General features: G+C 49.4%; 21 protein-coding genes. 13 read left to right on the top strand and 8 right to left on the bottom strand.

Annotated features, from left to right (window positions below):
* Positions 1 to 111 precede the first annotated feature (111 nt).
* Genes gspG through ACQ6WK_RS07225 form a run of 9 tightly spaced genes read left to right on the top strand, consistent with a single transcriptional unit; the run spans position 112 to position 9698 of the window.
* A complete protein-coding gene (gene gspG, locus ACQ6WK_RS07265; protein ID WP_432800077.1) occupies positions 112 to 540 on the top strand; it encodes a type II secretion system major pseudopilin GspG in 429 nt (142 codons plus the stop codon).
* Between the two features lie 18 nt (positions 541 to 558).
* Complete coding sequence (locus tag ACQ6WK_RS07260) at positions 559 to 1173, top strand: hypothetical protein (RefSeq protein ID WP_432800076.1); 615 nt, start codon at positions 559 to 561, stop codon at positions 1171 to 1173.
* A gap of 6 nt (positions 1174 to 1179) precedes the next feature.
* Positions 1180 to 1629, top strand: a complete 450-nt coding sequence (locus ACQ6WK_RS07255) for a type IV pilus modification PilV family protein (protein WP_432800075.1) — start codon at positions 1180 to 1182, stop codon at positions 1627 to 1629.
* The gene (locus tag ACQ6WK_RS07250; protein ID WP_432800074.1) at positions 1629 to 2387 is read left to right on the top strand and encodes a prepilin-type N-terminal cleavage/methylation domain-containing protein; all 759 of its coding nucleotides are present in this window, start codon (positions 1629 to 1631) and stop codon (positions 2385 to 2387) included. The genes ACQ6WK_RS07255 and ACQ6WK_RS07250 overlap by 1 nt, the downstream gene beginning before the upstream one ends.
* Positions 2384 to 3739, top strand: coding sequence for a helix-hairpin-helix domain-containing protein (locus ACQ6WK_RS07245; RefSeq protein WP_432800073.1), 1356 nt, complete (start codon positions 2384 to 2386; stop codon positions 3737 to 3739). The genes ACQ6WK_RS07250 and ACQ6WK_RS07245 overlap by 4 nt, the downstream gene beginning before the upstream one ends.
* Positions 3736 to 5397, top strand: a complete 1662-nt coding sequence (locus ACQ6WK_RS07240) for a PilN domain-containing protein (RefSeq protein WP_432800072.1) — start codon at positions 3736 to 3738, stop codon at positions 5395 to 5397. The genes ACQ6WK_RS07245 and ACQ6WK_RS07240 overlap by 4 nt, the downstream gene beginning before the upstream one ends.
* A gap of 46 nt (positions 5398 to 5443) precedes the next feature.
* Complete coding sequence (gene gspM / locus ACQ6WK_RS07235; RefSeq protein ID WP_432800071.1) at positions 5444 to 5986, top strand: type II secretion system protein GspM; 543 nt, start codon at positions 5444 to 5446, stop codon at positions 5984 to 5986.
* A 1-nt stretch (position 5987) separates the two neighbouring features.
* Entirely contained in the window at positions 5988 to 6635 is a 648-nt protein-coding gene (locus ACQ6WK_RS07230) for a hypothetical protein (protein ID WP_432800070.1), read from the top strand.
* 18 nt (positions 6636 to 6653) lie between these two features.
* Positions 6654 to 9698, top strand: coding sequence for a secretin N-terminal domain-containing protein (locus tag ACQ6WK_RS07225; protein WP_432800069.1), 3045 nt, complete (start codon positions 6654 to 6656; stop codon positions 9696 to 9698).
* Positions 9699 to 9784: 86 nt separating this feature from the next.
* Here ACQ6WK_RS07225 and rplI read toward each other — a convergent pair whose 3' ends face one another.
* The 6 genes from rplI to ACQ6WK_RS07195 form a co-directional block, all read right to left on the bottom strand.
* A complete protein-coding gene (gene rplI, locus ACQ6WK_RS07220; protein ID WP_432800068.1) occupies positions 9785 to 10297 on the bottom strand; it encodes a 50S ribosomal protein L9 in 513 nt (170 codons plus the stop codon).
* 89 nt (positions 10298 to 10386) lie between these two features.
* Positions 10387 to 10890, bottom strand: coding sequence for a single-stranded DNA-binding protein (locus ACQ6WK_RS07215; protein ID WP_432800067.1), 504 nt, complete (start codon positions 10888 to 10890; stop codon positions 10387 to 10389).
* 133 nt (positions 10891 to 11023) lie between these two features.
* Positions 11024 to 11458 carry a 30S ribosomal protein S6 gene (gene rpsF / locus ACQ6WK_RS07210; protein WP_432800066.1) on the bottom strand — a complete coding sequence of 145 codons (435 nt, stop codon included), beginning with the start codon at positions 11456 to 11458 and terminating at the stop codon, positions 11024 to 11026.
* Between the two features lie 211 nt (positions 11459 to 11669).
* Positions 11670 to 12917: a lipoyl synthase gene (locus ACQ6WK_RS07205; RefSeq protein WP_432800065.1), complete on the bottom strand. Its 1248-nt coding sequence runs from the start codon at positions 12915 to 12917 to the stop codon at positions 11670 to 11672.
* Between the two features lie 119 nt (positions 12918 to 13036).
* Positions 13037 to 13354, bottom strand: coding sequence for a hypothetical protein (locus ACQ6WK_RS07200; protein ID WP_432800064.1), 318 nt, complete (start codon positions 13352 to 13354; stop codon positions 13037 to 13039).
* Between the two features lie 167 nt (positions 13355 to 13521).
* On the bottom strand, positions 13522 to 14223 hold the full coding sequence (locus ACQ6WK_RS07195) for an NAD(P)H-hydrate epimerase (protein WP_432800063.1): 702 nt from the start codon (positions 14221 to 14223) through the stop codon (positions 13522 to 13524).
* 175 nt (positions 14224 to 14398) lie between these two features.
* Here ACQ6WK_RS07195 and ACQ6WK_RS07190 point away from each other — a divergent pair, with 175 nt between their 5' ends.
* The 3 genes from ACQ6WK_RS07190 (at position 14399) to ACQ6WK_RS07180 (ending at position 18536) form a co-directional block, all read left to right on the top strand.
* The gene (locus tag ACQ6WK_RS07190) at positions 14399 to 14830 is read left to right on the top strand and encodes a hypothetical protein (protein WP_432800062.1); all 432 of its coding nucleotides are present in this window, start codon (positions 14399 to 14401) and stop codon (positions 14828 to 14830) included.
* A 109-nt stretch (positions 14831 to 14939) separates the two neighbouring features.
* Positions 14940 to 15581, top strand: a complete 642-nt coding sequence (locus tag ACQ6WK_RS07185) for an acetyltransferase (protein ID WP_432800061.1) — start codon at positions 14940 to 14942, stop codon at positions 15579 to 15581.
* A gap of 135 nt (positions 15582 to 15716) precedes the next feature.
* Positions 15717 to 18536 (top strand): glycoside hydrolase family 20 zincin-like fold domain-containing protein, encoded by a 2820-nt coding sequence (locus ACQ6WK_RS07180; RefSeq protein ID WP_432800060.1) that lies wholly within the window; start codon positions 15717 to 15719, stop codon positions 18534 to 18536.
* A 74-nt stretch (positions 18537 to 18610) separates the two neighbouring features.
* On the opposite strand, the gene ispF is transcribed toward ACQ6WK_RS07180, so the two are convergent.
* Together ispF and ACQ6WK_RS07170 are read right to left on the bottom strand one after the other, a co-directional pair.
* A complete protein-coding gene (gene ispF / locus ACQ6WK_RS07175) occupies positions 18611 to 19102 on the bottom strand; it encodes a 2-C-methyl-D-erythritol 2,4-cyclodiphosphate synthase (RefSeq protein WP_432800059.1) in 492 nt (163 codons plus the stop codon).
* Between the two features lie 39 nt (positions 19103 to 19141).
* Complete coding sequence (locus ACQ6WK_RS07170) at positions 19142 to 20533, bottom strand: sigma-54-dependent transcriptional regulator (protein WP_432800058.1); 1392 nt, start codon at positions 20531 to 20533, stop codon at positions 19142 to 19144.
* A gap of 114 nt (positions 20534 to 20647) precedes the next feature.
* On the opposite strand from ACQ6WK_RS07170, the gene ACQ6WK_RS07165 reads away from it, so the two are divergent.
* Positions 20648 to 21514: a menaquinone biosynthetic enzyme MqnA/MqnD family protein gene (locus ACQ6WK_RS07165; protein WP_432800057.1), complete on the top strand. Its 867-nt coding sequence runs from the start codon at positions 20648 to 20650 to the stop codon at positions 21512 to 21514.
* Positions 21515 to 21516 lie beyond the last annotated feature (2 nt).

Genomic DNA, 21516 nt, shown 5'->3' with positions numbered 1-21516 from the left:
CTGCGTTCTGCGATAATTTGTTAATAGTTTTGGATGATTCATTTTTCATCCATACGAACAGGTAATTTTTATTACAAACAAACATCAAACCAAATGATGGAGACTTGGTGTATGAAAAGGTTAGGAAGACAATCCAATAATCAGCGTCATGCTTTTACGTTGATTGAGATTTTGGTCGTTGTTGTACTGATCGGTGTGCTGGTAGCCCTGGTCGTGCCGCAGTTGTTCGGGAAAAAAGGTAAGGCTCAGCGAGCCGTTGCAGCACAAAAACTTAAGGCAATCGAATCATCTATCTCTATGTTTCAATTAAGCTACGACCGCTTCCCCACTTCACTTGATGAGCTGGTCAACCGGCCAACAGATATCGAAGAAGATAAATGGGAATCGCCCACACTCAAAGCCAAGGAACTGAAAGATCCATGGGGGAATGATTATGTTTACGTTTTCCCCGGAACCCACGGTACATTCGATTTATATAGCTATGCGGCTGATGGCCAAGAGGGTGGTGAAGGCGATGCAGAGGACGTCGTCAATTGGTAGGTAACAAGGATTTTTCGCATGACATCACCTTCACGAGCATCCCGACAACCATTTGCCTTCACTCTCATTGAGGTGCTGGTTGTTGTTGTGTTGATCACTGTCATGGCGGGAATGGTAATTGTAAACTTTTCCGGATCGATTCAGTCTCGTCGGGCTGATGCAAATGCGGAATCGCTTTACGGTTTACTCAAGTTTGCACGTATGCGAGCAATCAGTACACAATCAGATCATCGTGTGACATTCGATGAAACCAATCACACTTTTAAGATTGAATCCTTAACTACAAACGATACCGGCGAACAATCATGGAAAGAAGTAAAGCATTTTGTCATGAAACGTGTGGTTTTGGCCCCTGGAATTAATGTTGAAGTTCACGAACATCTGCCCATCGATACCGAAAATGATACTTTATATGAAGATGGCATGGAAGAAACGTTGAGTCAGAATGATTGGACGGTTGTTTTTAAAGAAACAGGCCGATCTGATCATATCAGAATTAGTTTAGGCGTAGATCAAGATGGCAAACTTGCACGTGGTAAAACGATCGGTGTGCATGGATATACAGGTGCTGTTGAAATCACTGATGGCATCAACGTCACACTTAAAACAAGGCGCGTCGATTTAGATTTGTAGATAACCATGAATATGCACACGATATCATCACCTAAGCAACATAAGCACGAGCAGGGTTTCACACTCGTGGAGGTATTGTGTGCAGCCATGATTTTGGCAATCAGTGCGGTGGTGATTGGGCGCATGGTTATCCAACACATGTCCTCGCTTGAGATGGCAAGGCAGTATCAGGTTGCAGCAAGTTTATTGGATGAAACATTTACCAAGATTGATGTTATTGGGCCGAGTAGAGTGATGGATGAAGGCATCACAGAAGGCGATTTCGAGTCACATGGGATGAGTAAAACGACATGGAATGCTGACGTTTTACAGCGTGAAGAGGCGTCCTATCTCTATGAAGTGATTGTCACCATCGCATGGGAAGTCAACGGTGGCAAGCGATCAGTCAGTGGCAAAACACTTCTTTATGATCCACCTGGCGCGAGATCAATGACTCTTGCATGGGAGGATCTCTGATGCGATATCATCCTAAACAATTCGGCTTTACGCTGATTGAGATTGTCTTGGTTATCGCGCTCGTGGCTTTTGTGGCAGGTAGTACCACAATGATGTTGGTAAGCGTGGGTGCTGGTGCGAAACGTGTTCGACGAGAAACAAATGTACAAGAGCAAGCTCGAAATGCGCTGGATGCCATCGCGACTGCGGCTCGCAATGCAATCCGATTTAAGCAACGTGATGAATGGCAACTCATCGGTATGGATGATGAATGGGAGCTGGGTGAACAGGACAGTATCACGTTCTTTACGACAAGTTATCAAGCTGTACGACAAGAAAATGCAGAATCAGACGTGAAAGAGGTCGCCTTCCGATTGCTTACACCGGACGATAGTGTGGATGAATCGCAGGAAAAAACATTGACCAGCATTGAGACAGAAGACAATACAAAACTTGGCCTTCTGATCAGGCGAACCGATCCCACACGTGGATATGAGCCAGACGATGGTGGCGTTGAAGAAGTGATTGCGCATGGCATTGCAAAATTCAATGTGAGTTATTTTGATGGCCTAGAGTGGGTTGATTCATGGGAGGAAGAACTTGCCGCTCAATATCCACAACTCTTACGCGTCACTGTTGAAGCGAGAGATGTCAGCGGGAAAGGCCGAAGTGTATCACTCTCTCGAATCATCAATCTACCTTGGCTTCCACAATTAGAAGCCACGCAATCGAAAGAAAACGACGAGAACACTACACAGCAGATGGGGGGGCGTGGATGAGTTATCAACTAAGCTTACCATCTCAAGGGGCATTCACTCAGCGCGGCTCTGCTTTGGTCATGGTGCTCTGGATTGTTGCAGTGTCGTCTGTGATTATTATTGGCGTTCAGCGCATGACTGAATCTAACCTGCGTTTAGGTCGTCACGAAGTCGAACGGGTTAAAGCGAATTGGCTTGCCAGAGCAGGTGTTGAAAAGGGACTTAGCATCCTATCTGAAGATATCACCTACGATGACAGTACCTTGGATCTGTGGTATGACAATCCCGAAACGTTCCGGGAAGACTACAGTGATGAAAAACATGGGACTTGGGTCGTACATTATCTTGATTATGACAATACAGATGGCTTGATTGAACGACTTGGCATTTCTGATCTTGGTGCAAGAATCAATGTTAATTATGCAAGTGGCGAACTTCTTTTAAACCTGCCAAACATAGACGAAGAAATCACTGCATCAATCGAAGACTGGCGAGATGAGGATGATGACATCCGTAACAGTGGGGCTGAAGCAGGTTATTACTCAGAACTCGATCTGCCCTATGAAATACGAAACGGGAAAATCCAAACACTCGATGAACTTCAGCTCATTAAGAGCGTTAAGGCAAATGATTACCACGGTATTTTTGGAGAGAGTAATAAACACTATAAACGCCTCTCGCAACTCCGCACAAAAACAGATCAGGTTCAAGACGGCGATGATCTTGGTTGGAGGTTTTGGGTTACACCCTTTAGCTATGAAAAAAACACCAATAGCCGTGGCCAAGAACGGATTAACATCAATGACGCCGATGCTGAAACCTTAAAATCAAACTTAGGTATCAGCAAAGCACTGGCCGATGCCGTGGTTAAAAAACGCAATGAGAATGTTTTCTCAAGCTTCTTTGATTTACTCAACATCAAGGAAGAACAGCAGAAAAACGGCCAATCAAACAACAATAGCAACAGCACAAGTAATAATGAAACCAAGTCATTTACAGTCAAATGGCTTGCAAATCATTGGCTTGAGATGAGCTTAACTAGCGATAAGAAACTCCCGGGCAAACTCAATGTAAATACTGCAAGTCGTTATGTTCTGGAACGAATAGCAGGATTGGATGATGAAATCGTAGATGCCATCATCAATACTCGAGAGGGGAGTACCGGCCCTATCATGAGCATGTCCCAATTGCTTGAAGCTGTGGGTGAAGAACCGTTCAAATTAATCGCGGATCGTGTGAACCTCCGCAGTGAAGTCTTCTTAATCGTGAGCAGCGGCCGATCGTATCTTGGAACAATCCAGCGGATTGTTGCTGTCATCGACCGTGGCAGTGATCCATATTCGATTCTTTATTGGTATCAGAGTGAATCGTGAATAAAGAACAAACAAAACATGACGGTGTGATGTGGGGTGTCGCGCTTGACGAGCAATGGGTCCGTATGGTCTGTGTCGATTGCCAAAGCAATAGCAAGAGCGATCCGCAATACCGTGTCATTGAGCACATACGCTACCCCGTGAACACAGATGCTTATTGGGATGAACGATGGGATGTCGTTCTAAACAAAGCAATTGAAAAGATACATGATCAGCGAGTTGTTGTTGCAGTCAGCGATGAACGTGTCATGTATAAACGGCTGAGCTTGCCTGTCGCAGAAGACGCCCGTTTCCAGCAAATGATCGCAATGCAAGCCGAAGTACTTGTCCCACAGGATAATGGCGAAATGCTATGGGCATCATCTGCGAATGAGCCTGTAACCGGTAATGAGCAGCCAGTGCTTCTCTGTGGTTTACGCCGTAGTATTGGTGAGGGTATTGCCACTTTTCTACAAGATCATACTCTCGAGGTGAAACTTCTTGGTGAGTCGGTTGCGGCAAGCCACATACTTCCCCGACATCAATCCGCTGTTTTACATCAAATCCGCGATAGCTATCAACGGTCTATGCGATTCAATGGTCATTCTATCAACGATGTCATCACCATTGATACGCCATCAGCCTATATGCCGACAGCAGAGTCTGTTGTTGCAATGAATGGCGGCGGATTTATCGGTGATCTTCATGACGATTCATCGAATCATATCGCACCTTCACAAACTTTCTGTGAAGGGGACACAGAGCAGATCACTCTCCGAGATGATCTCGACTGGAACCCATCATCAATCGATTGGTATGCATTTGATGCCTTGGGTGCGGCTATCGCTGGTCTCGAAACTGAAGATCTCATTCTTACAAAAGCAGTATCCACAACGGCCAACACAAAACAATCCAGTACAAAACATCGTTGGCTTACGGCTGTTAGCTTAGCCGTTCTTCTCCTCGTACTCCTCTATGGCTGTTACTTGGCCGATTCGAAGCGACTCGAACACACGCAGAACAATATTGCAACGGTACAAAATGTGCTGAAGGATCATGGCGGTCTTAAAGGCATTGGTCAGCTCCATGGGTACCTTGAAAACGCACCCATGCCCATGGTCGGGGTTATCGGTGAAGTAGCTGGATTGATCAGTCAGAAAATGATTCTTAGCAGCATACAGGTTAATCGCAAGGGCTCGCTCCGTATTAAAGGTACAAGCCCCTCGATTAATGACCTTGACCAATTCACAATCGCATTGGCTAAATCTCCGTTATTCTCCAAACTAACACTCAGGCAAGCTACCAAGACTCAACAAGCTTACCAGTTTGAAATCGAAGCCGATATTGCTGCCACGCACCGCTACTTCACCGAACAGATGATCCGAGATCAAAAAGCCAAGATGGAGCAAGCAAAAGCGGATAAAGAGAAGGCGGATAAAGAAAAAGCTGAGAAAGAACAAATGGAAACTGCAGCTACCGAGGAAGATACAGCAAAACCAAACGATGCGAATTCTATAAATGACAAATCTACTGGCACCTCAACTTCTCAACAAGACGCACCTATAAAGAACACAAACATGCCAGCAACAGAAACCCCGACACCTAAAACTGAAACGAACACATTGAAGCATGCCGAACAAGCCACAAATGCACCAGCCGCTACACAACCCAGCCCATAAGCTCGTTTACTACAGCACATAGCAGGTTGAATGAAAGTTTAACACGATGAAGAGAATATCAGACAGAGATCGCAGAGCACTAACCATAGGCGCGGCAGGTTTAACCATCATGCTGCTCTTCGTCTATGTAATTAAGCCCACCATAAATCAATGGCAAACTGTTCGAGAAAATCTGTCACAAGCGCAAAGCACACTTGTTTCTTATGAGCAAAAAATCCTTGAAGTTCAAGCGAAGAACAGGCAACTTGCCAAAATCTATGGCGATGGCGTTGGCAAAAAACTTGAAACCATCGAAGATACCAAAGTCAGCTACGTAGCTTCGCTTGAACAAATCGTAAAGAATGTGGGAATCCAAAAACCAACTATTAAAGCGCAACCTGTCCGGCCTATGCCAGGCAGCAAGAATCTTATGCTTGTTGGAATGCGCATACAGGGGCAATGCAAACTCTCACAAGCGCTTGGATGCTTTGTCAAGCTACGTGAACTCAATGATCTTGTTGTCATTGATCAAGTTCAGATGAGCAAATCCAGTAAAGGCGGCAAGCTTGATATCTCATTTATCGCATCACGTATCGCGAGGATGAAATAATATGATGAAATTACAGCCCGATCGAATATTCACCTACGTGATGAACGTTCTTAAAGGTAGTACTGCCGTTACCGCAGTCCTATTGATCTATCTTTGTATCAATACCATGAGCGACGCGAAGCAACCTCAAGCTATTGCCACTTTCATTACATCACAACAAAAGCTCCCAACGAAACCAGGTGAAGCTGCAAAATCCAAATCACCTTCAAAGGGCTATTTAGATTTATCTTCTGAACAAGCTAAGAAGCGGGATATTTTTAATCCCGTACCATCCAAAGGATTTAAAGGGCAGCTTGAAGGTATCTTAGGCAATCGTGCCTATTTTAATGGCGGACAGAATGGCAAAATCGGCGAGCAAGTTATGGGGGCCAAAATCATCGATCTCGGTGCCGACTGGGTGGAGATTGAATTCGATGGCAACAAACGCACGCTCTGGGTTTGGGGAGCTGGAAAGAAACCGAATCGCAACCACGCACCACCCTCAGCTGAGCAAGCTAAACCGCAAGAAACCGCAGCACAAGAACCAACTACCCATCAAAAAGAGCATAAGAAGCAAATGCGGCAGAGATTTTCGCCTGAAGATTTGAAACAGCATCGTGAGAAAATGAAAGCTCGTAGACAAAAGAAGCAAGACTCACGTTCACAATAGTATCGGGGAGGGTTACACATGAGAAAGCAATTTAATCGTAAGACTGATTTGAGGTATGTGATGAACATCGTGGAAAAATATTCGGGGAATGTATCGGGCCTCTTCAGCATCATCTGTGTGATGCTCAGCTTGTCACTTGGGCTTGTTAGCTTCAGCTCTGCGGTTCGGGCTGAAAGCGAACCTGCTCCAACAAAATCATCTTCCAAAGAAGAACCCACTAAGGCCGACGAAACAAAGAAAACTACGGCTGAAGAGGAAAAGAAGAAGGAAGAAGATCTTGTTTCATTATCGATCAACAACATGGAGATGAAACAAGTCGCCAAGTTTTTGAGCGAGAAAATGGGCAAACCGGTCATCCCACACGAGAAAATCAAGAGCAAACGCATTACCGTCGTGTCGAATCAAAAGCTGAAGTTTGAAGACGCACTGAAGATTATGCGGGAAGCAATGCAGCAGAGTGGTGTGATCATCGAGGAGCATAACAACCTTATTAATCTCCTGCCCATCGAGGAATCTAACACGGCTATGCTTAGAGTCCTCGGTGCTGAAGACGATCTCTCCGCAGAGCAGGACGGCGCCTTGATCGTCCGTAAGGTTTTTAAGCTGAATGACTATGATGTCACCAAAGTGCAAGAAGCTATCGCACCGATGCTTGCAAGCTACGGCCAGATCGTCGCTGACGCCAACACTAAAACACTCATGGTGACTGATTCTGTCAGTAATCTGCAGCGTATCGAGCAAGTGATCCGCACATTAGATGTACCACTTGCCAATCAAACCGTAAAGAAGATCCTTGTCATTAAGGAAGCTGATGCCACTTGGGTCGTGGGCGTGCTCCGCCAACTCCTAGACGCACCTGATCCCAATGCCCGTAACCGTCGAAGTCGTCGTCCAAGTAGCAGTCGATCATCAGGTGGTAGCTCCTCTTCAAGCAGTGGTGAAAACTCGGTGGTGATTCAGCAAGACGAAGGACCTGTGATGCTGGTCCCTGAAGTTAGTAAAAATTGGATCATTGCGGTTGCCCCTGCAAAAACAATGCTGCAAATCAAAGAATGGGTCAAGGAACTAGATCAACCACGTGAAGAGGATGATGCGTTTCTGCTTTATCAGCTTGAATATGCCGACACGAACGATGTTGCAACACAACTTATGGCCGCCATTCAATCCATGCCCGACATGAAAGAAGCAGTACAAGTGGTACCGTTTGGTGTGGGGAGAAAAATCTTAGTGTCCGGTTCACAGCGCGGCCATCAACTTGTCAAAATGCTTCTGGAGCAGCTTGATGTCGAAAACGCCAGCGACCGAATCATGAAAGCTTTTGCGCTGAAATACGTTGATGCAGAAGTGGTTGCGGAGAACATTGAAAAGCTTTTTGACCCACGTGAAGTTGAGTATCAGAGCCGCTGGTACACTTCATACCGGCGTAATCGTAATCAGAAAACCGCACGGCTGAAAGTAACATCCGACAAACGCCGCAACACCGTTATCGTACAGACCGATGCGAGGACGATGGATGAAATTGAAAAAACCATTAAAGAGCAATGGGATACACCTGTTGAGGTTGAGGATGTAATGCCGCGAATCTATGTACTCAAGCATGCGGATCCCGAGCAGGTAAAAGATCTGCTTGAAAACATGTTCAGCAAGAAACTCAAATCATCATCCTTTTCAAGCTGGTGGAGCGATACGCCGCAAACCGAGCTTGTACCGGTAGGTAAATTATTTGGCCAGTTCAGTTTCCAAGCCATGCCAGACTCTAATCGTCTTGTGGTAACAACAAAAAATGTCGAGAACTACGCGGTAATTGATAATCTCGTGAAGGAATTAGACAGGCCACAAGAAGTTGGCTTGCCATTGATCATTGAATTGAAGCACGCGAATGCCGAGGAACTTGCGGAGCAGCTGAATGCTTCACTTGCTGAACGCGGCACTCTTGCCGAAATCCTTCGATCTGAACCTCGATTTGACGATGGACAAGAAACCAATTCACCCGCAGATTATTTGCGCGGTGCTGGAAACAATAACAACAACAATCAAAACCGTAATCAACGAAACAACCAAGCTGCGATCATGAAGTTCTGGTGGTCTGCAGCGAAAGGCAATCAGAATAAAAAAGCGATGAGCTATCTGATTGGCAAGATCCGTATTGTGCCGATTGTACGGCGTAATGCGCTGATTCTGATCTCTCCGCCAGCTTATGTCGAGCCACTCAAGGAACTGGTCACCACGTTGGACCGTCCGGGCATGCAGGTCATCATCCATGCGGTCATCGCAGAAATTCAGCACAATGATTCATCAACGCTGGGTATGCGTATTGCATCGGATGGTGAACTCTTCAGCAGTCCTAGCTTGATGGATCAATCCATCCGCTTGGGTGGTGCGGCATCTTTCAGTGATATTGCGGGCAAGCTTTTCACACTCAACGGCGATGAAGCATCGCAGGGCACCTTCAGTGCCAACGTCAACATGAATGTGCTTTTGCAAATGCTCATCAAGAAATACGGGCTGAAAATCATGTTTGAGCCTAAGCTCTACACCGCCGACAATCAGGAAGCAACCTTCTTTGATGGACAGGACGTGCCGGTGCAGACACGATCACAATCTTCTAGCGAGGGTTCCAGCGTGACGCGAAACTTCGAGTACGTGCCCATTGGGACCAAGCTCAAGGTTCGGCCACACATCACCAAGGACGGCGAAGTCGATCTGACAGTGAATCTCGTTTTATCCCGTATTTTGCAGGGTCAAGAACTCTTCGGCAATCCGCTTTTTGACCGCCGCGAAACCAGCACACATGTCGTGATCAGCAGCGGACAGACCGTCATGCTCAGCGGCATTCTTCGGCAGGAAGATTTTGTCGAAGAGCGTAAGTTGCCCGTGCTTGGTGATATCCCGCTGGTAGGCGGATTATTCCGCAGTACCGACAAAAGTAAGCAGAACCGCGAGATGATCATCTTCATCACGCCGATCGTGGTGTCGAACAATCCTGTCGAAACGGCGGATGTGATGAGTGAGTATAAAGAGTCACTCAATAAAATTCGCGCCTCGTTCGATGAGGAAAAATAAGTCTTCTAATCATAGGACATGCATAAAAGAAAACCGTCACGTTTTGAAGCGTGACGGTTTTTATATGATCTGTTTGGAATTGAAAATTAATCTTCTTCGATTTCAGCAGTCACTTCTTCAACTTCCTCTTCAAGCTCTTCGGCAGGCTTGTCAGAGACAACCCAAAGCTTGACCTCGGTCTTAAGTTCCTTATCGATCACGATCGGGATCATGTAGGAATCAAGGCGTTTGATCTGGTCGCCGATGCGGACAAAGCGATCTTCAACATTGAAGCCTTCTTCGCGGAGCATTTCAGCGATTTCGTGCTGAGTCACGCCGCCGTAGAGAATGCCGGAGTCATTCGCGGAACGCTGCACGGTCAGTTCATGATCTGTAAGCTTCTCAATGAGCGTTTGGTGTGTCGCACGGAGTGCGGCCAATTCTGCTTCAACCTCAGCACGACGTGCTGCGAGGCGTTCGATCGCGCCCTTGGTTGGAACCGTAGCAAGGCCGTGTGGCACGAGGTAGTTGCGCGCATAGCCAGGCTTCACTTTGACAACATCACCGACAATGCCGAGATTTGCCACGTTATCCAGCAGGAGTAGTTCGATCTGTTTCATGATGTCCTTCCAATCTTTTGAAGTTAGACACATGCCGTTGAAAGTTCACATGACTTCGCAGGGTGTGTCATCATGGGGTTAATAGTTGTTTAAAACGGAATATCGTCGTCGTCGACTTCAACTTGTGGAGCAGGCCCGGGGGCGTTCTGGTTGCCGTAGCCAGCAGAAGGATTGTTCTGCTGATCATAGCCACCACCTTGGCCACCACGGTTAAAACCGCCGCGCTGTCCACCACCGCCGCCTTGACCGCCTTGATCACGACCGCCAAGAAATTCGAATTTCTCGCAGATGATCTTGATCTTAGAACGATTGTTACCTTGTTGATCTTGCCACTGGTCAAGCTTTAGGCGGCCTTCAATAAAAATCGGACGACCTTTGCTGACATATTGGTTTAAGATTTCAGCTTGCTTACCAAAAGCTTCGACGTCGATAAAAGTTGTTTCTTCCTGCTTCTCGTTGGTATTTTTGTTGTACCAAGTACGGTTGATAGCAAGGCCAAAATTGACCACAGCCATGTTGCTGTTTGGCAGAAAGCGCATTTCAGGGTCACGGGTCAGATTGCCCATGAGCATAACTTTGTTGAGATTAGGCATGATGTATTCCTATTAAATGTTGAACCGGGTTAGGCGGGGTAGGCCACACTGATTCTTGCATGACCCGGATCAGGTTAGCGTTTCAGGGATTAAACTAATCTTGTGGCACTGCGGCTGCAGTACGTCGGCAGGATTATTCAGCAGCAGGTGCATCTTTGGCTGGTGCTTCAGCTGCAGCAGCTTCAGCAGGTACATCCTCAGTCTTAAGAGCAGCTTCTGCGGCAGTTGTCTTTTCGCCGTCTTTGATGGCTGCGATTTCAGTTTCACCAAGATGATCACCACGTGTGAAAAGCACACGGACAATCTGCTCGCTGAGGTTACAGTCACGCTCAAGCTTGGCGAGATTTGCACCTTCAACATTGAACAGTGTTTGGATGTACAGGCCACGCTTCATGCCATCGATCGGGTAAGCAAGCTTGCGCTCATCCCATTTGTTCATGGCAACAACTTCAGCTTTCGCGCGGTCGAGAAGAGTCTGGACTTGTTCCATGGCACCATTCAGATCTGCACCTGCAGCTTGGCCCATGAGAAACATGCCTTCGTAAAGATGTTTTGCATTGTCGGACATTGGTTCGTCTCCTGCAGCTCGGTCGCCCCTTTGACGGACGGGGGCACTGGCCAGGGCGGGCTGTCATGTACGTAGCGACAGCCTGCCGCCGAGCGGCAATTTCGAGCGAATCATGATATCAGGGATGTACGACCAGGGCAAAGTCACACAACTATTTGTGGATCAATCCCAGCCATACGAAAAACAGCCGACCTCACGACACCAGATCAGGCTATTTATCTGTGTTTCCAAGCTGTAAGACCTGATCATCCGCATGGTACGATGACCGTACCAATGGGCCGGATTCCACATGACGAATCCCCAGTTTTTCGCCAGATTCTTTGAAAGCCGCAAACTGGTCAGGTGTGACCCACCGTGAAATCGGTAGATGATTCCGCGTCGGCTGTAGATACTGCCCGATTGTCAAAATATCACACGTCTCATGCACGCCAGGGTAAGTTGCTGCGGGGTATATAAGCGATTGCATCTCATCCGACAGATCAATAGGTGGTGACGGCTCGTGATGAGCCCAATGTGGATTTGAATGCTCAAACAGGTAGCCGCCGCGCTTCAAGGGTGTATCCGATGCGCGGTCCGGTGCACCAATCCCAGAGATTGTTCGATCCAGCGTCACACCCTCCGGGAATCGACGATCCGGGTTTGGCGGCGTGACGTGATCAACAATATTTGTATCTGGATGATCTATAGAAACGCCTTCAACCCGCGCTCCTTCTACGAGGTCTTCCATGAGTTGCTGTACCTCATGATCCTCTTCACCGATGCCAACCATGATACCGGTCTTAACCGTCAGTCCCTGTGCTTTGGCACGGCGAAGCAACTCTATCGATCGCTGGTATTTCGCTTGCGGCCGCACCACCGGATACAGCCGCGGAACCGTCTCTAAGTTGTGATTCAAAATCTCCGGCCGCTCCGAGAGCACCAACTGCAATGCATCCCAATTTCCATCAAAATCCGGGATCAACACTTCAATCTGCGTTGCTGGCGAATACCTGCGAATCTCACGGATCGTCTCCGCCCAGATCTCCGCCCCTCCATCCGGTAACTCATCGCGATTCACCGAAGTGATCACAATATGCTTTAGATTCATCAGTGCCGCCGCTTCACCTACTCGGCGTGGCTCGTCTAGATCATACTCTGGCGGACGTCCAGTCTTGATGTGACAAAACCCACAAGCACGTGTGCAAACATCACCCAAGATCATCATCGTCGCCGTCCGCCTCGCCCAGCATTCCCCAAGGTTTGGACATTTTGCCGACTCACACACAGTGTTGAGCTTGTATTTGTCAACAAGCCCACGTGTATCGGCATAACCTTGCCCGCCGGGTAATTTCGCGCGGAGCCAATCTGGCTTTTTACGCTTGATGAAGTCGGCATGGCCGTTGTCGATAACCTGATTGGAAAGGCTAATGTTTTTCACGTGTTTAAGTGTATCGGCGATATCACCCTCGGTAAATTCCATACAGCCCTTAAACCCTCCAAAGGACCGTTTTGCAACCCCATCTTCAGATCGTTATACATAAAAAAACCCCGTGATTACTCACGAGGTCATGATTGACTAAATTGAACTGCAACTTTGGTTTAGCCTGCAGAAACTTCAATGAAGCGTGCCACGCTCTTGAGGTCGTTGATCACGTCGACGGTTGCTTTCACCGTACCGGCTTCGCCGATCTTGCCCTTAAGGATATGAACCTTAGGCATACGGCCAGAGTAAAGGCGACCACCACGCGGCTGCGGGTTAAAGTTGGCTTTATAGGTCGCCTTGAGACGCTTGTTTTCAGTTCTCACATCTTCGTCCTTGCTGATGATGCGGACGAGTGTCTTGCGTGCGGCTTCGTTGGTCGGAGCCTTGACAATCTTGACGTTGACGTTTGAGCCAGGAGTAATATTTTCCAACATGGTTCAGATTCCGTATGGATATCGTGGTTTCTGGGGAAGTATTGGTGGCTGACAATTGTATGTAAAGTCAGCGAGCCGAGTATTTTGTCAGAATAGGGCAGATGCGTCAAGTTGGGGCAACACAAGCACAAACAGACCGAAATGACAGCTGGAGATGGAAAATCTACTCAATCCATCTGGAGGACCTGTTTGATCAACGACGGTGGCACCCCAATCGGGGCAACATGCATGTGCCCGAGATAGGGTTTGGCCGATTCGGCGGTAAACCCCGCCTTTGGTGCCACGAAAGTGATTGTGTGATGGGCCCGTAATGTCGCATTCGATGGTGTCCCCGTATCAACATCCAGTCCTGATGGGGTGTCAATCGCCACAATCATCGGCCCAGACACATTGTTCAGCGTATTGATCAGCGACGAGATCGGCTTCCGAACATCCCCCTCAAAACCCGTCCCCAGAATCGCATCGACGATCATATTTGCTAGCTGAAGCTCGTGCAGATGTTCACGCAGATCCTCGTCCGATACCAACGGCGTGATCCGGAGCTTCATATTCCGACAAATCAGCGCATTGGTTTTCGCATCGCCCGTCAGCGAATCGAGCGATTTTGTCGCATACAAATGAACATCAATATTGTGATTATGCAGGTGCCTGGCAATGACATACCCATCTCCGCCGTTGTTACCCGCTCCACAGATGATTGCCACGCTTGCAAAACCCGGCTTCACCTGTAACTCCGGCAAAATCAGCTTCCGGATAATCCGAGCGGCATTTCCACCCGCATTTTCCATCAATGCCACCCCCGGAATATGAAGCGACTCGATTGCCAGCTTGTCGACTCGTCGAACCTGTGTACGTGTGAGATACGTCATGAACTGCCCCTTGCATGTGGCGCGAATGTTACGATGTCATGAAATGTAAGCTGGCTTCGCAGTAATCTCTTGCCATGATTGAATATATCGAAAGAATAGGGGGGTGCACATCAGGATTCGCAAACCAGATGACCCGATCGGGATCCGGGTTCCGGTAGATTTAGATGCCCTGCCGATGACCGTCAAAGACCCGCGCCCGCAGCTTCATGCTGCAGGTGAAAGTGATCAATCCTCTAATGCCAGCCAAACCATCGTGCTGGATTGGGACCGCGCACTGGATGACGAGAAGCATCTCCGCCACTGTCCGGTCTGCGGATGCAGTGATTTATATGCGAAAAAGAAGGTTCCACAATTAACAGGTTTCTGGCTGCTCCTGCTTGCCGCCATCATTGTCATGCTCATTTTTGGGCTTCCGATGATCGAATGGCTCCTCGGCGCGTTAATTTGTGTGTTCTTTGCGGATTTGATCATTTATAAGTGCCTCAAGCGTGTACTGATTTGCTATCAGTGCGGTAGTGAATACCAGGGTTTTCCGATGAGTAAGGTATACGGATCCTGGGAGGCAACGACCGCAGAAAAATATCTGCCCGCTTCCAAGAAGGATTAGATTGGGAATCTCGTTGCCGGGTCAAGGAGTTGTTCAATTGGCTAAAACTGCGGCAGACCGCGTATGTGATTCATCGTCCAAACACATCGAAACAAGCGGGAGGACAGAAATGATCAGTGACCAGGGGCAAAACGGTCGACCATTGCTGGTGTACGGGGCAGGGGGACACGGACATGTTGTTGCAGAAGCCGCAACGGCATCCGGATTTAAGGTCCTTGGCTTCATCGATGATCAAGCGAAGCCTGGGGAAACTGGTAACTTACCGCTGTTCCAGTGCGACGACCCACGCATTGCAGATGCTGCCATCATTGTCGCCATCGGTCACAATATGGCTCGCAGACGCTTACTGGAAGATCTCAAATCTTCCGGCCGAGAGATCGTCTCTGTTATTCATCCCACCGCACATGTGGCCGAATCAGCCGTCGTTAGTGATGGAGCATTCATCGGCCCTAATGCCGTCGTTCACACCAAGAGCTATGTTGGCGAAGGTGCAATCGTAAACAGCGGAGCCATCCTCGAACACCATTCAAGACTAGGCGATCATGCGCATCTTGCTCCCGGTGCTGTCACCGGCGGCGAAGTTTCTATTGGTGAGTTTGCATTGGTAGGACTTGGCGCACGTATTCTGCCTCAACGCTCTATCGGCAACGCTGTCACCGTTGGCGCAGGCGCATTGGTCGCAAATGACATACCCGCCAATCTTACTGTCATCGGCATCCCTGCCGTTTCGTACACTGAGCAAGACACTTAAAAATACAAATTGGGTTGACGCATCCGACCAATCGGGTTCTAATCGACGTAACAAAAGATAAGTCAGTGGGTTTTTGTTCTCGTTCCCTGCAGCATCGAAAGGTGTTGTGACAGCTTATTCGTATGGAGAACCAGCATGAACCCGCTGAGAGTTTTATCGTTATGTCTGTCTATCTTCGCAGCCCTCGGCAGCACCCTTTCAATATTTACCAGCCCGGCACACGCCCAAGAAAGCCCATGGTCGATCTCGTGGGATGAAGGTGACATGATGTCCGTCTCCTACCAGGGCGTCCCGATCATTTGGAAATCAACTCAGTATGTCGTCAAACCCGGTTGGTTAGGAACCTACTATGGTGACCGTGTTGAAAAATATAAGACAGAATCCAAAACAATCGACGGTAAACAAATCTTGAAAGTTCAAGGCAAAAGCGAAACTTTTGCCACCCGCTATCAATTCACAGAACTTGACGATAACACACTCAAAATCACTTTCGCTGGCCAACTCCTCAAAGATGTTCCATGTACCGGTGAGATGAACATGGGCTTCTTCAACGCCAATCTTATTCAAGGTAAAAGTTTTATCGCCACCCTACAAGACGGTAAGACCGTCAATGGCCGCGTTCCTGTTTATCCCAAAACCATGGATCGTGCCAAAAACAATCTCATGCCTGGTGCCAAAGCTTTCACCTTCGACAGTATTCTCGGCAAACTCAGCATTCAATTCACTGCCACCCGCCCCATCGAGTTTTTCGATGCACGCAACTATTCCTCCGGCTGGTCAAAAACCTACCCCATGTTCTGGGCAGGCTATGTCAATTGGCCCGGTCAGATGAAAGAGTCAAAAAACCTCAAATGGGAAATGATCATCAAGGTCAATCCCAGCAAAAACATCGCCGCATCCACCATCGCCAAACGCCTTCAAACCACTGCACCCGCCATCCTCCAAACTAAAGCCATCGCCAAAGGCTATCCCAAGACCGGCCAGCTCATCGTCCCGCAACCACAATCCATCAAAATCGAATCTCAAACCATTCTGCTCGGTCAATCGCCTCACACCACCATCTTCAACGCAACAGACAACCGCCTCTCTCGTGCATCTAAGCGCTTGTTAGACAGCTTCGCTGGTATCGCTTCCGCCCCGCCCACTAGATCAACCGACGACCACAAGACCGTCCGCATTTGGATCGCACCCGCAAATACTCTCGCACCATCCGAAGCCGCTGACACCAGCGCCAAATGGTTCACCACCGAAGACGGCTACCGGCTCACCGCCAAAGACAACGGCGTGCTCATCGAATCCGCTTCCATGCGAGGCGCTTTCTACGGCCTGCAAACTCTCAAACAACTCCTACGCATCGACCAAGACGGCTTCGAACTCCCTGCCGCCCAAATTAAAGATTGGCCCGACCTCAAATTCCGCGGTGCACTGTTTTTCCCCGCCGAATCCGGCTACCAAATGGACCGTAAACTCATTCAAAATATCTTCGCCCCCCTTAAGATGAATACCGTCGTCATTGAACTCGATAAAATCAAATGGGACACGCAGCCTGACATCGCCTACCCCGATTCCATCAGCAAAGACAAAGTGCGTGAGCTGGTCAAGCTTGCCCGTGAAAACTTCCTCGAACCCGTACCGCTCGTCAATGTCCCTGGGCACGCCGGCTGGATGTTCAACAACGATCAGAACAAAGATATCTGCGAAGACTGGTCCGCCAAGTACGCGCTCTGTACTAAGAACCCCAAAACATTCGAAACCGCCTACGCCATCTTCGATGAAGCCATCGAGATGTTCGATCCCAAAGTGTTTCACATAGGGCACGACGAAGTCCTCGTGCCTGGCAAGTTCCCAAATCCCGAATGCAACTACTGTGGTGATGAACGCGATGAAACCAAAATCTTCATGGCTTTCATGAACCGCAGCGCCGATTACCTCCGAACCAAAGGCATCCGCGCCATGGTTTGGAGCGACATGATGCTCTATAAAGGCGAAGCCCCCGACGCGACTACCGCAACTTCACAAGCCGCCGCCGAATACTACCGCAGCAATCTTCCAGAAGACATCATCGTCGGCGATTGGCACTACGCCGCCGCCAAAGATTACAAAAGCCAAGCCATCTTCAAAAAAGCCGGTGCGGATGTCGTTGGTTGCACATGGTCCAACCCCACCAACATCTATTACTTTGCCAAGGAAGTGAAAAAAACCGGCAATCTCGGCACCCTGCAAACTATGTGGTGTGGCTTCTTCCCCAACGAAGAAACCATCAAGCTCGCTTTCAAACAATTCAGCGCCCACGTCCTCTCTGCTGAATACGCATGGGGCTCACGCAAAGAGACCCCAGATCAACTCCCCTACGCCGCAGGCGATATCTTCAACAAACTCTACACCCCGCCCACCATCCAAACCACCAGCGGCAACCTCATCGACCTAAACAGCATTGCCACCGTCCCGCACAAAAACTGGCCTCTCCCCGGCACTGGCTACAACCTCGCCCGTCTTCCCAAAGGCGAAGTCAATCTCAACGGCTATACCTTCCTCCTCAATGACAAAAAACTCGTCATGCTCGGGAGCAGCCCCGCCACACCCAATGATGCCATCCAATCTCTCACCATCAGCACCCCCAACCTTATCTGCAACAGCATCGCACTTCTGAACGCCGGTGCCACCAATGTCATGCCCAACACCAAACTCGCCACCATGACTGTTACCTATGCAGACAACAACACCGAAACAATGGATCTCATCTCCAACCAAAACACCAGTGGCCTCATCGCAGGCAAAACCTCTACCACGCTCAAAACCGGCTGGATGGGACGCGGCGCACAAGGCGGACGCATGGCCATGTTCATCACCGACTGGCAAAACCCACACCCCAACTCTCCCATCATGTCCATCACCTTCACCCCCGCTACTCGCAAAGCTGGTTGGCTACTCGCCGGCCTCACGCTTCTCGATTAAACCCACTCAAAATAGCAACAAAAAAAAGCACGTCATAACTGGCGTGCTTTTTAATTTCTTATTGCTGTTAAAATTTAGTCCTTCACCAGCAGCATCACCACATGGCACGCAATCGAACGATTTTCCCCGAGTGAATCAACCTTCTCATGCGTCTTACCTTTGAGGTTCACCTGATCAAGATCACATCCCAATAACTCCGCCAGATTCTCACGGATCTTCGCCTTGTGCGGCGACAGCTTCGGCCGTTGCAGAATAATCGTGATATCCATATTCCCAATCCGATACCCCACTTCGCGCATCCGCCGCACTGCTTCCTCCACAAACACAAACGAATCCGCACCCTTCCACTTCGGATCGTTATCCGGAAACAGCTGCCCGATATCTTCCATCGCCAGCGCCCCCAGAATCGCATCCGTCACCGAATGATAGACCACATCACCATCCGAGTGCGCATCACATCCACGATCGTGCTCAAGATGTTCACCACCGACGATCAGCTTATGCCCCGGCTCTAACCGGTGCAAATCAAATCCATGTCCAATACGAAAGGGAAGGGCAGTCGCCATATCATCTCCAAAGTGTAGCCATCACATAACATCTATGACTTACTTCAATCCATACTCTTTCAGCTTGCGGTACAGCGTCCGCTCGCCAATCCCCAACATCTTCGCTGCCGCCTCACGGTTCCCCGCACTGATCCGCAGCGCATTGCGGATTGCCTGTTTCTCAATCTGATCCAGCCGCAAGCCGCCCGCTTCGGTGATCGTTGTTTCCGACGCACTACTTGTTGGTGGTAGCTCGCCCGAGGCGGCTCGAATTTCCTCCGGCAAGTGCTGCGGATCAAGCCGTCCTTCACCGGCAATAATCACCATATTCTGCACTACATTGATCAACTGCCGCACATTGCCCGGCCAGCTAAACTGTATCAGCAATATGTTCAAATCCTCCGAAATCTCCGGCACAGGCTTCTCAAGCTGCTGCGCAAACTGCTGCGTGTAATGCTTCACCAACAGCGGAATGTCCTCCCGACGTTCACGAAGCGCCGGAATGTGCAACTCAACACCCTTGATCCGGAAATACAAATCCTCTCGGAACTCGCCATCCTTCACCCGCATTTGCAAATCTCGGTTCGTCGCTGAGATCAACCGCACATCCACATGCGACACCTTGTTTGCGCCTAGCCGCACCACTTCCCCCGACTCCAGCACACGCAACAACTTCGCCTGCATGTTCAGTGGCATGTCCCCCACTTCATCTAAAAACAATGTCCCGTTGTTCGCATACTCAAACCGCCCCTCACGTTCACGGTCCGCACCCGTAAATGCGCCGCGCACATGCCCGAACAACTCATCTTCTAAAATCGATTCCGACAGCCCCGCACAATTCAGTGGCACAAACTGCTTCTTCGTACGCTTCGAATTATTGTGAATCGCCTGTGCCACAAGCTCTTTCCCCGTCCCACTCTCGCCGGTAATGAGCACCGGAATATTCGACGGCGCAATCTGCCGCATCGTTTGGATCATCGCGCGTATCGCTGGCGACTGACCAATAATCCCCTCAAACCCATAATGCTCATCAATCCGCTGCCGCAGATCCGTGTTTTCTTCCCGCAGGAATACCGTGTTAATCGCGTTGCTGCAAAGCGTACGAAGCACATCCAGATCAATCGGCTTCTCAATAAAATCAAACGCACCACCTTTGATCGCCGCCTTTGCCGTCGGCACATCGCCATGCGCCGTCACCATGATCGTTTCGGCATTGTTCTGCGTTCGACGAGCTTCCGCCAAAACTTCCAGCCCGTCTTTCTCACCATCCATCGAAAGGTCTGTCACGATCAGGTCAAACTGACCATGCGACAATTCCTCACGAGCAGTCGGCAGATCATGTACTAACGTGCAAACATGACCGATCCGGCGAAGCCCCTCGGCCATCACCTCCGCATGCTCAACCTCATCATCAACCACAAGAATCTGTGCTGTCGGCGTGTTCGTACTCATGTGCTTTCTGCGTTTGATTCGGCCCCCTTACCCAGAGAGCCCGATCGTGTTATTCTGGTAGCCAGCCGCGGATTCGCCCGCAGCAGAACAAACAGAAAGTATACCGAGAAAACCATGCAAGGTTCGAGTTCACCCCTGAAACGCGCACAACAAGCCGCCACCCATCCTTTCCGTGTCGGCTGCGTCAGCTATCTCAACGCCAAGCCTCTCATCGAAGGCCTCGCCGAAACTGGCGCCGCCAAGATCGACTACCGGGTTCCCGCGGCACTCCTTGCCGGCCTGGAATCAGGCGAAACCGACCTCGCGCTCTGCCCATTCATCGACTACTTCCGCAGCAAACAGGAACTCGTCATTGTCCCCAGCGGCGGCATCGGCTGCGCTGGCCCCACCCTCACCGTTCGGCTCTTCAGTCAGATCCCGCTCCCCGATGTCACAGACGTCTATGCCGACACCGACAGCCACACCAGTGTTGCACTCCTCAAAATCCTCATGTCGAAAATGTACCAAACCGACATCAACCTCATCGACTACGATGCGCGCGAGCATACCAGCGGCGGCAAACTCGTCGACAAACCAGAGGCCATGCTCCTCATCGGCGACAAGGTCGTCTCCGACGCGCCCTGCGGCTGTGCCTATTCACATCAACTCGACCTCGGCCAAGCATGGTGGGAGCTCACCGGCAAGCCTTTCGTCTTCGCGGTTTGGATGTGTCGCAAAGATGCCGCACTCGCCCGCCTCCCGATCTTGCTCTCCGAACTCCAACTCCAAAACGATCATCGCATTGATGAGATCGCCGAAACCTACGCACCCAAGCATCACTGGTCAGTCAAACTCGCCCAGCAATACCTCGGCGACATCCTCCGCTATACCATCGGCAAACCTGAACTCGAAGGCATGAAGCTCTTCGCACAAATGGCTGGTGAAATGAACCTTATCTCAGACAATCGACCACTACGTGTCATGACCGGTAGCCGATTCTAATC

Origin of the sequence: Poriferisphaera sp. WC338, from assembly GCF_050931845.1 — a bacterium.
Lineage (GTDB): Bacteria > Planctomycetota > Phycisphaerae > Phycisphaerales > Phycisphaeraceae > Poriferisphaera.
Note: the sequence above shows the minus strand (reverse complement) of the source record. Positions and strands in the feature narration are given on the sequence as shown.